The 14,723-nt window shown below is 76.3% G+C and carries 10 protein-coding genes; 6 read left to right on the top strand and 4 right to left on the bottom strand.

Annotated features, from left to right (window positions below):
- Positions 1-140: 140 nt before the first annotated feature.
- Complete coding sequence (locus HOY81_RS13185) at positions 141-896, bottom strand: TIGR03089 family protein (protein ID WP_237320517.1); 756 nt, start codon at positions 894-896, stop codon at positions 141-143.
- A gap of 139 nt (positions 897-1,035) precedes the next feature.
- Between HOY81_RS13185 and HOY81_RS13180 the strand changes: the two genes are divergently transcribed.
- From HOY81_RS13180 to HOY81_RS13170, 3 genes are all read left to right on the top strand, one after another.
- A complete protein-coding gene (locus HOY81_RS13180) occupies positions 1,036-2,619 on the top strand; it encodes a peptidoglycan recognition protein (RefSeq protein ID WP_237320516.1) in 1,584 nt (527 codons plus the stop codon).
- A 100-nt stretch (positions 2,620-2,719) separates the two neighbouring features.
- Positions 2,720-3,802: a sugar phosphate nucleotidyltransferase gene (locus HOY81_RS13175; protein ID WP_237320515.1), complete on the top strand. Its 1,083-nt coding sequence runs from the start codon at positions 2,720-2,722 to the stop codon at positions 3,800-3,802.
- Positions 3,803-3,910: 108 nt separating this feature from the next.
- A complete protein-coding gene (locus HOY81_RS13170; RefSeq protein ID WP_237320514.1) occupies positions 3,911-4,858 on the top strand; it encodes a DNA-3-methyladenine glycosylase in 948 nt (315 codons plus the stop codon).
- A gap of 45 nt (positions 4,859-4,903) precedes the next feature.
- Here HOY81_RS13170 and HOY81_RS13165 read toward each other — a convergent pair whose 3' ends face one another.
- The 3 genes from HOY81_RS13165 to HOY81_RS13155 are packed head-to-tail and all read right to left on the bottom strand — an operon-like array spanning position 4,904 to position 8,034.
- The gene (locus HOY81_RS13165; RefSeq protein ID WP_237320513.1) at positions 4,904-6,454 is read right to left on the bottom strand and encodes a coenzyme F420-0:L-glutamate ligase; all 1,551 of its coding nucleotides are present in this window, start codon (positions 6,452-6,454) and stop codon (positions 4,904-4,906) included.
- Positions 6,451-7,413 (bottom strand): 2-phospho-L-lactate transferase, encoded by a 963-nt coding sequence (gene cofD / locus HOY81_RS13160; RefSeq protein ID WP_237320512.1) that lies wholly within the window; start codon positions 7,411-7,413, stop codon positions 6,451-6,453. Before cofD ends, HOY81_RS13165 begins: the two co-directional genes overlap by 4 nt.
- 48 nt (positions 7,414-7,461) lie before the next feature.
- Complete coding sequence (locus HOY81_RS13155; protein WP_237320511.1) at positions 7,462-8,034, bottom strand: cysteine dioxygenase family protein; 573 nt, start codon at positions 8,032-8,034, stop codon at positions 7,462-7,464.
- Positions 8,035-8,724: 690 nt separating this feature from the next.
- Here HOY81_RS13155 and HOY81_RS13150 point away from each other — a divergent pair.
- The 3 genes from HOY81_RS13150 (at position 8,725) to HOY81_RS13140 (ending at position 14,682) form a co-directional block, all read left to right on the top strand.
- A complete protein-coding gene (locus HOY81_RS13150; RefSeq protein ID WP_237320510.1) occupies positions 8,725-8,988 on the top strand; it encodes a WhiB family transcriptional regulator in 264 nt (87 codons plus the stop codon).
- A 187-nt stretch (positions 8,989-9,175) separates the two neighbouring features.
- Entirely contained in the window at positions 9,176-13,063 is a 3,888-nt protein-coding gene (locus HOY81_RS13145) for a glycosyltransferase family 2 protein (RefSeq protein ID WP_237320509.1), read from the top strand.
- Positions 13,060-14,682, top strand: a complete 1,623-nt coding sequence (locus tag HOY81_RS13140; RefSeq protein ID WP_237320508.1) for a DUF5719 family protein — start codon at positions 13,060-13,062, stop codon at positions 14,680-14,682. Before HOY81_RS13145 ends, HOY81_RS13140 begins: the two co-directional genes overlap by 4 nt.
- Positions 14,683-14,723: the final 41 nt, after the last annotated feature.

The following is a 14,723-nucleotide window of genomic DNA, read 5'->3' as shown; positions in this document are numbered from 1 at the left end:
GCGTGCGGGTGTCTGTCACTCAGACAGACGTACGGAAGGGGCGGATGGTTGTACGCGGGGCGGCACGTGGGCGCGGGGGTGCCCCGGGGGCGTGCCGGGGCGGGTGCCGCGCGGACGCGTGGCGCGGTCGTCCGGTGGCGTCAGTCCGTCGTGTGGGTGACGCGCTCGCTCTCCCGGCGCCCGGCCAGCGCCGCCGGGTCCAGCCGGTCGGCGTGCCGGCAGAGCACCACCGAGGCGCCCGCGGCGAGCGGCGCGTACAGCCCGGCGGAGAGCCCGGCCCAGCCGTCGAAGGGCAGGGTGGAGAGCAGCCGGGTGCCCGGCCCGAGCCCCCGCTCCCCGGCGTCCGCGCCGGCCCGACGGACCACCTCGGCGCCGGAGAGCTCCGTGCCGTCCGGCAGCACCAGCGCGGGCGCCGCGGGGTCGGCCGGCGCGTACGGGACGAAGCGGTCGCCCTGGCCCGGTACCTCCACCGCGTAGTCGAGGAAGCCCGCGGGCGGCTCCGGGAACCGCACGCCCATCGGGCGCAGGCTCAGCGCCACCCGCTCGCCGCGGCAGGCGCGGCCGGTCTCCAGGGTGCCGGGTCCGGCCACCGCCAGGTCGGCGCCGGCCGGATCCCCGGACACCTCGGCGACCACCCCGGTGGCCGAGCAGGCGAGCAGCCAGACGGCGGTCTGCCAGTGCGCCGGCAGCAGCAGTGCGAGGCGGTCGCCGGGCTCGGCGGACAGCTCGTCCTGGAGCAGGTTGGCCGTCTTCGCCACCCAATTGGCGAGGGTGGCGACGGAGAGTTCGACGCGCTCCCCGGTGGCGTCGTCGTAGAAGGTCACCAGGGGACGCGAGGGGTCCGCGGCGAGTGCGGAATCCAGCAGGTCGGCGGGGGTGCGGTCGGTGGCGTTCACGCGCGCCAGGGTACGCGGCCGCGGCTGCCGACGGCGCGTCAGGCCGGTCCCCCTCCGGCTGCGGTGGGCCGCCCGGGTGCCGGACAGGCCGTCAGTTCCGACTCGACAGACCTGGTGTGCTATGCCGACGATCATAGGTATGCGTGCATTTTCTCCCCTTTCCTCCCTGGTTCTGGTCTCCGCCGCCGCGCTGCTCGCCCCGCTCGGCCCCGCTGTCCCGGCGGCCGCCACCGGGGCGGTGGGTGCCGGCAGTGCGGCGGACCCCCACGCCACGCGCGTGACCCCCGTGGTCCCCACCGGGGAACGCGACGGCGAACCGCGGCTCCCCGGATCGACCCGCTCGGTGCCGCTGGGTGCCCTCGCGGCGCGCGACGGGGCGGCCGGCGGGCCCGGCGCTCCCGGCGAGCACGGCCTGACACCGCGTGCCGTGCCGCCGTTCTCCCTGGTCGGCGTCGTCTGGCCGGACGCCTCCCGGGACCTCGGGGGCACCGTCCGGGTCCGCACGCGGGACGCCCGTTCCGGCCGCTGGTCGCCCTGGCGGGAGCTCACCGCCCAGGCCGACCACGCGCCCGGGCCGTTCCCGGCGGAGGCCGCCGGCGACGCCGCCCACGCGGCGGGGCGCGGCGCCACCGCGCCGCTCTGGGTGGGGCGCTCCGACGGCGTGCAGGTGCGGGTGCGCCCGCATCCCGGCCGGGAGCTGCCGAGCGGGCTGCGGCTGGAGCTGGTGGACCCCGGCGAGGCGCGCGGCACCGCGGGTCGCACCGATGCGGACGACCGGGCGGACGGCAGGGCGACCGACCGGGCGGACGACGGCGCGGGCACGGCACCGGACGCCCCCCGGGGCGCCGCGCCGCAGGACCCGCACGCCACCGCGCCGGACCAGCCGGGAGGCACCCGGCTGTCCGGCCCCCCGGGCTCGTCCGGCGGGCCGTCCCGCACCGGCGCGGACGGCGACCGGCGGCAGGGACCGCCGCTGATGCTGCCGCCGCTGAACCGGGCCGAGACCGAGGCGGACGCACGGGCCGCGGGGATGCCCGGTGTGGTCGGCACGGGGGACACCGACGCCGCCGGGGACGAGACGGCCGCCGACGCGGAAGGCGACGCGGAGGGCGACGCGGCCGCCGACGACGGCGGCTCGCACATCGGGCCGCGTCCCGGCATCGTCATCCGGCGCGGCTGGGGCGCGGACGAGGGGATGCGCAAGGGCGGCTACAAGTACGCCGACACCGTGAAGGCCGCCTTCGTCCACCACACCGCGGGCTCGAACGACTACCGCTGCTCCGAGGCCCGCTCCGTGATCCGCGGCATCTACCGCTACCACGTGCGCAGCCAGGGCTGGCGCGACATCGGCTACAACTTCCTCGTCGACAAGTGCGGCACGATCTACGAGGGCCGGGCCGGCGGCGTCCGCGAACCCGTGCAGGGCGCCCACACGTACGGCTTCAACCAGAACAGCATGGGCGTCGCCGTCCTCGGCTCCTTCGGGAAGACCGACCCGCCCCGGAAGGCGCTGGAGGGTGTCGCCAAGCTGACCGGCTGGAAGCTGGGCCTTTACGGGGTGAACCCGAAGGGCTCCACGCGCATGAAGTCGGGCGGCAAGAGCCACCGGGTGCGTACCATCTCCGGACACCGTGACGCCTTCAGCACCGCGTGCCCGGGAGACCGCCTCTACCGTGAGCTCGGTTTCATCCGCGACCTGGCGGCCCGTCTCCAGGGCCGCTGACCGGCGGCTTCCGGCCGGAGCCCGTCCCCGGGCCCCGCCCGTCTGCATAGACTGGCCGCCGGCCACCCGGCCGAGGCCCCGGCAGGAAGCGAAAGACAAGGTGACCGAAGCGATTCTCCTGGTCGGGGGCAAGGGCACCCGGCTGCGCCCGCTGACCGTGCACACCCCCAAGCCGATGGTTCCCGCGGCGGGCGTGCCCTTCCTCAGCCACCAGCTCGCCCGGGCCCGCGCGGCCGGGGTGGACCACGTGGTGATGGCCACGTCCTACCTGGCCGAGGTCTTCGAGCCGTACTTCGGCGACGGCTCCGCCCTCGGACTCCACCTGGAGTACGTCACCGAGGACGAGCCGCTCGGCACCGGCGGCGCCCTGCGCAACGTCGCCTCCCGGCTGGCCTCCGGCCCGGACGACCCGGTGCTGGTCTTCAACGGGGACATCCTCACCGGCCTCGACATCCGCGCGCTGGTACGGACGCACACCGAGTCCGGCGCCGACGTCTCGCTGCACCTGACCCGGGTGACCGACCCCCGGGCCTTCGGGCTGGTCCCCACGGACGCCACGGGCCGGGTCACCGCCTTCCTGGAGAAGCCGCAGACGCCCGAAGAGATCGTCACCGACCAGATCAACGCGGGTGCCTACGTCTTCCGGCGCTCCGTCCTCGACGCCATCCCGGACGGCCGCCCGGTCTCCGTCGAGCGCGAGACCTTCCCCGGCCTGCTCGACGCCGGGGCGCACCTCCAGGGCATGGTCGACTCCACCTACTGGCTGGATCTCGGCACCCCGCAGGCCTTCGTGCGCGGCTCCGCCGACCTGGTGCTGGGCCGCGCGCCCTCACCCGCCGTGCCGGGACGGCGCGGGGAGTACCTGGTGCTGGACGGCGCCCGGGTCGCCTCCGACGCGAAGCTCACCGGCGGCACCGCCGTCGGCGCCGGGGTGGTGATCGGCACCGGCGCCCGGGTCGACGGCAGCACGCTGCTGGACGGGGCGGTCGTCGAGCCCGGCGCGGAGATACGCGAGTCCCTGGTCGGAGCCCGCGCCCGGATCGGCGCCCGCGCGGTGCTGGACGGCGCGGTGATCGGGGACGGTGCCGACATCGGCCCGGACAACGAACTCCGCGGCGGCATCCGCATCTGGTGCGGCGCCCGCCTCCCGGCCGGCTCCGTCCGCTTCTCCTCGGACCAGTGAGCCCCGGTGAGCCGCCGCGCCGCCGGGCCGCCCCGCCCGCACTCCGCCCTTCCGCCCCGCGCCGCCCGGCCGTCGCCGGGGGCCCGCGCCGTGCCGGATGCCGCTGCCGTGCCGGGTGCCCGCACGGCCCCGGACGCCGCGTCCGGCGGGCGCGGGCTGCGCCGCTCCTGGGACCCCGGCGGCCCGTACGACCTGCACCTCTCGCTGCGGGTGCTGCGCCGCGGCCCGTACGACCCCACCTGCCGGACCGGACCCGACGGCTTCTGGCGGGCGAGCCGCACCCCCGCCGGCCCCGTGACGCTGCACCTGCGGCGGCCCGGCCCCGGGCCGGTGCGGGCAGAGGCCTGGGGGCCGGGCGCGGAGTGGGCGCTGGACCGGCTGCCCGCGCTGCTGGGCGCGGACGACGACCCGGACGCCTTCGTCCCCCACCACGACCTCACCCGGGACGCCCACCGCCGCAACCCCGGGCTGCGGCTGGTGCGGACCGGGCTGGTGATGGAGGCGCTGATCCCCTCCGTCCTGGAGCAGAAGGTCACCACCGAGGAGGCGTTCCGCGCCTGGCGGCGGCTGGTCCGCCGGTACGGGGAGCCGGCCCCGGGGCCGCACCCGGAGCTTTGCGTGATGCCGGAACCGCGCACCTGGTGCCTCATCCCGTCCTGGGAGTGGCACCGGGCCGGGGTCGACGGCAAGCGCTCGGCCACCGTCATCCGCGCCGCCCGCCGCGCACCCCGGATGGAGGAGGCCGCCGGGATGGAACTGGACGCCGCCCTGGCCCGGTTGCAGGCGATCCCCGGGATCGGCCCGTGGACCGCCGCCGAGACGCTCCAGCGCAGCAACGGCGACCCGGACGCCCTCACCGTGGGCGACCTCCACCTGCCGGGCATCGTCGGCTACGCCCTGACCGGGCGCCGCGGCGTGGACGACGCGGGGATGCTGGAACTGCTCGCCCCCTACACGGGCCAGCGCCACCGGGCCGCCCGACTGATCCTCACCACGGGCCGCACCCCGCCCCGACGGGTGCCGCGCATGCCCCGAGGGGACATCGCCCGCCTGTAGGGCCCGCCGGCAGCGCACCGTACGGGCCCGCGACGCCCCGTGGCGTCAGCGCACCGTCACGAAGGCGTCCACCGGGCGGGGTGGCCGTTCCCGGGGTGGCGCCGCCGGGTGGCCGACGGCCACGGCGCCCATCGGGTCCCAGTCGCCGGGCAGTCCGAGCACATCGCGGACGACGTCCCGGCAGAACATCGTCGAGGAGACCCACGCCGATCCCAGCCGCTCCCCGGCCAGCGCCACCAGGAAGTTCTGGATGCCCGCGCCGTTGGCGACGACGAACATCTCGCGCTCGGCGGCCGCCCGGCGCGCGTCCGGGTAGCTGTGCGCCCCCTCCGTCACCAGACACGGCACCACCAGGCAGGGCGCGTTGCGCAGCACGTCGCCGCGGCGCACCCGGCGCGCGATGCTCTCCTCGCTCCTGCCGTCCCCGCGCAGATCGGCGATCCACGCCTCCCGCATCGCGTCCAGCAGCCGGCGCCGGCTCGCGGCGGACTCCAGCAGCACGAACCGCCACGGCGTGGTGTGGTGCGGGGCCGGCGCGGTCAGCGCGGCGGCGACGGCCCGGCGCACCGCGGCGCCGTCCACCGGCTCGTCGGTGAACTCCCGCACCGTGCGCCGCAGGGTCACCGCCTCGCGTACCGCCTCCGACGTGCCCAGCCGGAACATGTCGTTCGCCGCCGGGCGGACCAGGGCGCGAGCGGAGTCGGGGGGCGGAAGGTCCGCCGGGCGGCCGGCGCGACCGTCCACACCCGGCACGCCGCCGCGGGCGTCCGTCGGGGCCGGGGCGGCTGCGGCCTCCTGTGTCTCCGTGGCCTGCGCCGTCTGCGGGGCTTCCGCGGCCTGCGGCCCCTGCGTGGCCTGCGGTTCCTCCGCGGTCCCGTGGGCGTCCGTGGCAGACGTTGCCTCCGGGGCCTCCGGGGCCTCCGCGGTCTCCGGAGGCAGGAGTGCGGTCACATGCCGGGCCAGCCCGCGCACCACCGCGACGGGCATCCCGTCGGCCTTCCCCTTCACCAGTTCCCCGGCCGCGGCGAGTTCGTCCGCCACCGCGGTGACGGTGACACCGAGCGGAGCTCCGTACGCGTCGGCGCCGCCGCGCAGGTCCTCCAGGACCCGCACCCCGCTCGCCCCGACGGCGACGTCGGTCTGCCCCTCGCGCCAGGGCCGCCCGAAGGTGTCCGTGACGACGACGCCGACGTCCACACCGAGCGCGTCCCGCAGCCCGGTCCGGATGTGTGCGGCGGAGGCGTCCGGGTCCTCGGGGAGCAGCAGCACCGTGTCGCCGGTCGTGTTGGAGGCGTCCACCCCGGCCGCGGCCAGCACGAAACCGTGCCGGGTCTCCACGATCCGGGTCGGCCCGCGCCGCGCCACCACCCGTACGGTCTCGGCGTCCACGGCCGCCTCGCGGTCGGCGGCCGGTACCGTGCGCCCTTCCGCCTTGCTGACGATTTTCGAGGTGACCACCAGCACGTCCCCGGGGGCGAGCCCGGGCAGCCCGCGCGCGGTGGCGGCGTCGGCGATCAGCTTGGCCAGATCGTCGCCCTGCCGGACTTCGGGCAGGCCCGGCAGCGCCCACACCTGGTAGGCCGGTGTGCCGGTCATGCAGCCACCTCCGCGGCCAGCGTGAGTGCCTCGGCGGCCATCCGGGCGGTGGCCTCGGTGTCCTTCATCAGCAGCGGCACGGCCCGGCAGCGGATGCCCGCCGCTTCGACCTCCGCGACGGCGGCCTCGTCCACGGTGTCCACCAGCCAGCCGTCCAGCAGCCCCGAGCCGTAGTGCCGGGCGACGGCCGCGGCGGTGGCCTCCACGCCGATGGCGGCCAGCACCTTGTCGGCCATCCCGCGCACCGGTGCGCCTCCGACGAGGGGGGACAGGCCGACGACGGGCACCCCGGCCTCCGCCAGGGCCTCCCGGATTCCGGGCACGGCGAGGATCGTCCCGATGCTCACCACGGGGTTGGAGGGCGGGAAGAGCACCACGTCCGCCTCGGCGATCGCCTCCAGGACGCCGGGCGCCGGTGTGGCCTGGTCCGCGCCGACGGGCACGATGGCGTGCGCGTCCACCGAGGCGCGCAGCCGCACCCAGTACTCCTGGAAGTGCACCGCCCTGCGTTCCCCCTCGGGGGTGTCGACGGCGACGTGGGTCTCCACCCGGTCGTCGGTCATCGGCAGCAGCCGTACGCCCGGCTTCCAGCGGTCGCACAGCGCCTCGGTGACGGCGCTCAGCGGATAGCCCGCACCCAGCATCCGGGTGCGGACGATGTGCGTGGCGAAGTCCCGGTCGCCCAGCCCGAACCACTCCGGGCCGACGCCGTACGCGGCGAGTTCCTCCTTCACCGTGAAGGTCTCCCCGCTGCGGCCCCACCCCTGTCCCTCGTGGATGCCGCCGCCGAGGGTGTACATCACGGTGTCCAGGTCGGGGCAGACCTTCAGTCCGAAGAGATGGATGTCGTCGCCGGTGTTGCCGATGACCGTGACGTCCGCGTCGGGGGCCGCGGACTTGAGTCCGCGGAGGAAACGGGCGCCGCCGATGCCGCCGGCCAGAACCACAATGCGCTGCATGGGAGACAGTCTCGCAGCCGGTCGCCCGGGGGCCGTGCCGGAGGCTGCTCAGCCGGCGGTCGTGGCGCCCTCCGCCGGCAGCGCGGACGGCACGCCGGGCGCCGCGCCCGCCACCCGGGCCGCGCCCGCCGCCGTACGGGAGACCGACGCGGGGGCCGGGCGGTGCGGGGCGTGCATCGGCATCGCCGTGAGGCCGGGGAAGTAGACGTGCAGGCTGACGGCCGGTTCCAGGCCGTCGTTGACCGCCTCGTGCACGGAGCCCGGCGCGAAGACCCGCTGGGCGCCGGGGCGCAGCACCCGGGTGGCGCGCGCGGTGTGCTCGGTGAGCGCGCCCTCCAGGACGGTGAGCACGCCGGAGGACGGGCCGTGGTCGTGCCGTCCGGTGCCCTGGCCGGGGAGCCAGCTCAGCAGCCAGACCTCGTAGCCGGGGCCGGTGCGCAGCCGGTGGTACCAGCGGGTGGTGGGGTCGTACTGCACGAGCGGCGCCCAGGAGGCGCGGTCGGCGGCGATCGTACGGGCCAGCCCGGCGAAGCCGGCGACGGTGCCCGGGTGGTCCGGGGTGGGAGGCAGCAGATGGGGGACGGCGAGCGGGTCGCCGGCGATCTCGAGGTCGCTGTTCACGGGGATGCGGTGCCTTCGCGCTGGAGGTGGGGCGGGGTGGCCGGCGGGCGTACGGGCGCCCGGCCGGGGGCGGGCCGGAGAGGCGGCCCGGAGGGGGAGGAGGCGGAAGGGCCTCGACTCAGCAACAGCGACAGCGACAGGACCCGGTGGACGCAGCGCGAAGGAACCCGGCGGTGCGGGTCTGGCGGAGCGTGCTGGTCACGGGCATGCGGACAAGGAGACCGGATCGCCATGCCCGCTGTCAACCGGATGTCGCGTTTGGGGAATTTGTCTCACCGCATCGGGTGGAGTCACACAGAGAAAGGTTTGTGCTGCCTCGTAGCGGGACACCTGACGGACCGTTCGCATGGCGGGGCGTCGTTGTCTTTCTGTGATCCTACTGTGATCATTCTCGCTTCGATGTGCCCGCCGGGAACGCTCGCGGTGGTCCGCTCGTCCCTCGTGTCGAGACGGTTTTCGGGATCGCGTGCGGTGACGGAACGTGGTCGCGGCCCGGCGTGAGTGTCATAGTTTGTGGAGATTTGAACACTTACCGCGTGAGCTTGGTTCCGCAGAGTGAATAACGGACCCGATAGCAGATCCCGGCTTGACTGGTCCGGAGCGGCGCACTTGTAATTTCAACCGTGTCGTTCAGCCGCGATCGATAACGACAGCATCACGGGGACGCAAAGACGGACGAGGGGCGCGCACATGACCGAGCTGGTGCAGCAACTGCTGGTCGACGAGGCGGACGAGGAGCTCGGCTGGCAGGAACGCGCGTTGTGCGCTCAGACCGATCCCGAATCATTCTTTCCCGAGAAGGGCGGATCCACGCGTGAGGCGAAAAAGGTCTGCCTTGCGTGTGAAGTCCGTTCGGAATGTCTCGAATACGCACTCGCCAACGACGAGCGGTTCGGCATCTGGGGCGGTCTCTCCGAGCGCGAGCGCCGGCGGCTGAAGAAGGCCGCCGTCTGACGCCTGTCCGGGCGCGCCGTGAGGGCCGTCCCCGCGGTCCTCACGGGGCGCCCGTGGCGGGGCAGTTGCACGGACCCGGCGGTGGCCGGGCGGCGAGCCGTTAGTGTGGGGCACCGTCCGAGACGCCGACGCCCCACGGGCGCCCGCGCGTCCACCGCAGTCCACTCACCACGGGGCCCGTACCTCGATGTCCGTGCACAGCCATCCGGCGGCCCACCACGAGGCGGCCACAGCAGTGCCGGCACCCGCCGGCACCCCCGAGCACCCCCGGCATGTCGTCACCGCGGTGCTCGTCGCCCACGACGGCGCGCGCTGGCTGCCCGAGGCGCTGGCGGGGCTGATCGGCCAGCAGCGCCCGGTGCAGAACGTCGTCGCCGCCGACACCGGCAGCGCCGACGACTCCGCCCGGCTGCTCGCCGAGTCCCTCGGCCCGGACCGGGTGCTCCACCTGGCGCGGCGCACCGGCTTCGGTACGGCGGTCGACGAGGCCGCCCGCACCGCCGGCGTGCTCACCCCCGACGACCTGCCCTACCTCAAGCGTCCCAGCGGCTGGGATCCCGTCACCCGCACCTGGCGCGACGAGGCCTACGACATGCCGGAGCTGCCGTACGGCGAACCCGTGCAGTGGCTCTGGCTGCTGCACGACGACTGCGCTCCCGAGCCGGACGCCCTCGCCGAGCTGCTCCGGGTCGCCGACACCGACCCGGCCATCGGCATCGTCGGGCCGAAGCTCCGGAGCTGGTACGACAGCCGGCAACTCCTGGAGGCCGGCGTCACCCTCGCTCACAGCGGCCGCCGCTGGACCGGGCTCGACCGCCGCGAGCAGGATCAGGGCCAGCACGACCAGGTGCGTACCGTGCTGTCCGTCTCCACCGCCGGCATGCTCGTCCGGCGCGACGTCTTCGAACAGCTCGGCGGGTTCGACCGGCGGCTGCCGCTGATGCGCGACGACGTCGACCTCTGCTGGCGTGCGCACGCGGCCGGGCACCGGGTGCTGGTCGCACCCGACGCCGTCCTCCGGCACGCCGAGGCCGCCTCCCGCGAGCGCCGCCCCGTCGACTGCGTGGGCCGCGGCGGCGGCGCCAGCCCGCACCGCGTGGACAAGGCCGGCGCCGTCTACACCCTGCTCGTCAACTCCCGTACGGCCGTGCTGCCCTGGGTGCTGCTCCGGCTCGTCCTCGGCACCCTGCTGCGCACCCTCGCCTACCTCGTCGGCAAGGTACCCGGACAGGCGCTCGACGAGGTCTCCGGACTCTTCGGCGTGCTGCTGCGGCCGCTGCGGGTGCTCGGTGCCCGCCGCCGCCGCGGCAGACCGGTCGTCGACCACCGTGAGCTCCGTCCGCTCTTCCCGCCGCCCGGCGCCACCGTGCGGGCCACCGCCGAGCAGGTCGTCAGCAACTTCGGCGGCCGCTCCGAACCCGAGCTCTCCTCCGGTGGCCGGCACGGCGCCGTCGAGTCCGGCCCGTCCGACGACGACGCCGACTTCCTGGAGGTCGAGCAGTTCGCCCGGCTCAAGCGGCTGGCCCGCAAGCCCGGCCCCGTGCTCTTCCTGGTGCTGCTGGTGGTCTCGCTCATCGCCTGCCGCAACCTGCTCGGCGGCGGTGCGCTCGCCGGCGGCGCCCTGCTCCCCGCCCCGGGCGAGGTCTCCGGCCTCTGGGACCGCTACACCGACGCCTGGCATCCCGTCGGCACCGGCGGCACCCCGACCGCGCCGCCCTATCTGGCGATCCTCGCCGCCCTCGCCACGCTCTTCCTCGGCAGCACCGGCCTGACCCTCTCCGTGCTGCTCGTCTGCTCCGTCCCGCTGGCCGGGCTCGCCGCGTACTTCGCCTCCCGGCCGCTCGTCGGGTCCCGCCTGCTGCGCGCCTGGGGCAGCGTGGCCTACGCCTTCCTCCCCGCCGCCACCGGCGCCCTGGCCGGCGGCCGTCTCGGCACCGCGGTGCTGGCGATCACCCTTCCGCTGCTCGCCCGCACGGCCGTCGCGGCCTCCGGGCTGCGCGGCCGCGCCTCCTGGCGCGCGGCCTGGGCGTACGCGCTGCTGCTGGCCCTCACCACGGCCTTCACTCCCGTCGTCTGGCCGGTCGCGCTGGTGCTGTGGCTCGTGCTGCTGGTGGTCCGGCAGCGGCAGGGGGCCGGACTCGTGGCCGGCGCCGCACGCGCCGCCGTGGTGCTCCTGGTGCCGATGGTGCTGCTGGCCCCGTGGTCCCTGGCACTGCTCGGCAGCCCCTCCCGCTTCCTGCAGGAGGCCGGCCTCCCGTACGGGCACGGCGCGGCCGGCGCGCTGGAGCTGCTCACCCTCAGCCCCGGCGGCCCCGGCGCCACCGGCGGGCTGCTGCTCGCCGGTCTCGTCCTCGCCGCGCTGGCCGCACTGCTGCGCCGGGACCGCCGGACCCCCGTGCTGGCCGCCTGGACCGTCGCCCTCACCGGCCTGCTCTTCGCGGCCGTCAGCAACGCCGGCGGCTGGGCCGGTCCCGCCACCCTGGTCTACGGCCTCGGCCTGCTCGCCGCCGCCGCGGTGGGCGCCGAGGGCGCCCGGGAGCGCGTCGCCGCCCAGAGTTTCGGCTGGCGGCAGCCCGTCGCCGCCCTGGTCGGCATCGCCGCCGCGGCGGCTCCGCTGCTCTCCGCGGCGGGCTGGATGATCGGCGGCGCCGACGGCCCGCTCTCCCGGCGCGACCCGGTGCAGGTCCCCGCCTTCGTCGCGGAGGAGAGCCACACCGAGGACCAGGCCCGCACCCTGGTGCTGTCCGGCGAGGGCGGCACCTCTCCGGACGCTGCCGGCGGGGTCTCCTACACCCTCGTCCGCGGCTCCGGCGCCCGGCTCGGCGACGCGGACCTGGCGGCCGAGGCGGGCGGCGACCCGCGGCTGGACGGCATCGTGGCCCGTCTCGTCGCCGGCTCCGGCGCGGACCAGACCGACCAGCTCGGCGGGTACGCGGTGCGCTACGTCCTGGTCCGCGACGGCGCCCCGCGGCGGATGAGCCGGGTGCTGGACGCCACGCCCGGTCTCACCCGGCTCAGCCAGGAGGACGGCAGCGCGCTCTGGCGGGTGGACACGCTGGTCTCCCGCGTCGCCGTGGTGCCCGGCGACTCCGGCGAGGACCGGGCGGACGCGGGCGGCGACGCGGCACAGCCGGTCGCCGTGCCCGCCGGGCCGGTCGAGGCGCACACCGAACTCCCCTCCGGGCCCGAGGGCCGGGTGCTCCGCATCGCCGACGCCGCGGATCCCGGCTGGCAGGCCACCCTGGACGGGCGCCCGCTGGACCCGGTCACCGTGGACGGCTGGGCCCAGGGCTTCACGCTGCCCTCCGGGGGCGGCCGCCTCGACCTGACCTACGAGACGCCGGTGACCCGCACCGCCTGGCTGTGGACGCAGGGACTGCTCGCCGTGGTCGTGCTCGTCATGGCGCTGCCCGGCCGGCGCCGGGACGTCGACGACGATCTGCCCGACGCGGAGACCGTGCCCGCCCAGCCCGTCGCGGGCGAGGGCCGCCGGGCCCGCCGGCTGCGGGCCGCCGCGGAAGCCGCCGGCACCGCCCCCGTGCAGGGGGCGGGAGTCACCATGCCGGAGCAGGCCACGGAGCCGGAGCCGCCGGCCGCGCAGCCGGACGCCGTGCCCGAACCCGCGGCGGCCGGGACCACCGCGCCGCAGGGCGCGGGGTCCGAGGCCGGGTTCGACGCCTTCGGCCACGGGTTCGACGCCTTCGGGGGCGGGTCCGGGAGCGGCCAGGGCGCCGGATACGCGCCGGGGTACGACCAGGCACCCGGGTACGACCAGGCGCCCGGGTACGGGGAGTACGCCGCCTACGGAGACCCGGCCGGCTACCCGCCGTACCCCGGGGGCGCCCCCGACGGGACCGGGCAGCCGTACGACCCCGCCCAGCCCTCGGCGTATCCACCGGGCCCGCCGCCCGGCCACGATCCGCAGCAGCCCTACGGCGACCCGTACGGCTACGGCCCCGGCGACCCGGCGCAGGGTGACCCCTACGGCTACGCCCCCGGCGGCCCCCCGGGGTACGACCCGGGTGATCCGCAGGGCCCCGGCGCCCCGTACGGCGACAGGAGCGAGCAGCAGTGAACCGCACCACCCTCAGCCTGATCGGCGCCGTCACCGCGCTGGCCGCCGTCACCGGGGTCGCCGCCACGACCGCGCCCGGCGCGGAGAGCACGGCCGCCCGGCCGGCCGCGGAGCGGCTCCCGGTCGAGCGGTCCACCCTGGTCTGTCCGCAGCCCTCCGCCTCCGAGCTGGCGGAGACCCGGTACACGGCCTTCACCCCGGAGGGCGAGGACGCCGCGGACGCGCCCGGCGGGGAGGACGCCGCAGCCCATCTGCTGCCCGCGGAGGAGAAGGAGACCGGTGTCCCGGAGGACGGCTCCGGTGAGAAGTCCGGCGACACGAAGGACGACGAGAAGGGCGACCAGAAGGACGACCAGAAGGACGACGGCAAGGACGGGGACGACGGCGGCACGAAGGACGGCGGTGGGGACGATCAGGCCCCCGATCCGGTCCTGCCGCTGAAGAAGCCCGGTACTCCCGTCACCGCCACCACCGGCGACTCCGGCGCCCCGGCGCTCACCGGCTCCGCCGACGGCCCGTTCGCCCCCGGCTGGACGGTGCAGCAGACCACCACGATCTCCGCCGGCACCGGGCGCGGCCTGCACGGGCTCTCGTGCTCCGCACCCGACACGGACTTCTGGTTCCCCGGCGCCAGCACCGCCGAGGAGCGGCAGGACTACGTCCACCTCACCAACCCGGACCACACCAACGCGGTGGTCGACCTGGAGCTGTACGGCAAGGAGGGCGCCCTCCCGGGCGAGACGGGCGAGGGCATCACCGTGCCGGCCCGCTCCACCGTCCCCGTGCTGCTCTCCACCCTCACCGAGGAGCCGGTCACCAACGTCACCGTGCACGCCGTCGCCCGCAGCGGCCGGGTCGCCGCCCAGGTGCAGGCCGCGGACGAGAAGCTGGGCGGCGACTGGCTGCCCCCGGCGGCGGTGCCCCGCTCCACGGCGGTGCTGCCCGGCATCCCCGCGGACGCCGCCTCCGTACGCCTCGCCGTGCACGCGACCGGCGACCGGGACGCCGATCTCCGGGTGCGGCTGGCCACACCCACCGGGGAGATCACGCCCGCCGGGCAGGAGACGCTGCACGTGAAGGCCGGGATGACCGCCGCGGTCGACCTGAAGGACCTCACCCGGGGGGAGGCCGGCTCGCTGGTCCTCTCCCCGGCGGAGGGCGACTCCGGCGCCCCGGTGGTGGCGGCCGCCCGCGTGACCCGGGGTGCGGACGGCGAGCAGGAGACCGCCTTCATTCCCTCCACGGCACCGGTGGAACGGCGGGCGACCGCCGCCGGCGACGGCTCCGGCGGCGCCACGCTGTCGCTGCTCGCTTCCGGGGAGGCGGCGAAGGTCCGGGTCACCGCCTCGGCGGGCTCCGAAGGCGGCGACCCGGTGAGCAAGACCTACGAGCTGAAGGCCGGCACCACCCGGGCCGTCGAGCCCCCGCAGCCGGAGGGCGGCAAGGGCAGCCATGCGCTGACCGTCGAACGGCTCTCCGGCGGGGAGGTGTACGCGGCGCGGACACTGGAGCAGAAGGAGGACGGCGTGCCGTTCTTCACCGTGCAGACGCTGCCCGACGACCGCGGCACGGTGGAGGTGCCGGATGCGGAGCAGGACCTGTCGGTGCTCTCGGAGTGAGCACCGGGGCCGGGGCCCGGCCGGCGCCTCCCCCGGCGCCC

This window comes from Streptomyces sp. JJ36, assembly GCF_021696945.1.
Classification (GTDB): Bacteria; Actinomycetota; Actinomycetes; order Streptomycetales; family Streptomycetaceae; genus Streptomyces.
The sequence above is the reverse complement of the archived record's forward strand: the minus strand, read 5'-3'. Positions and strand labels throughout refer to the sequence as shown.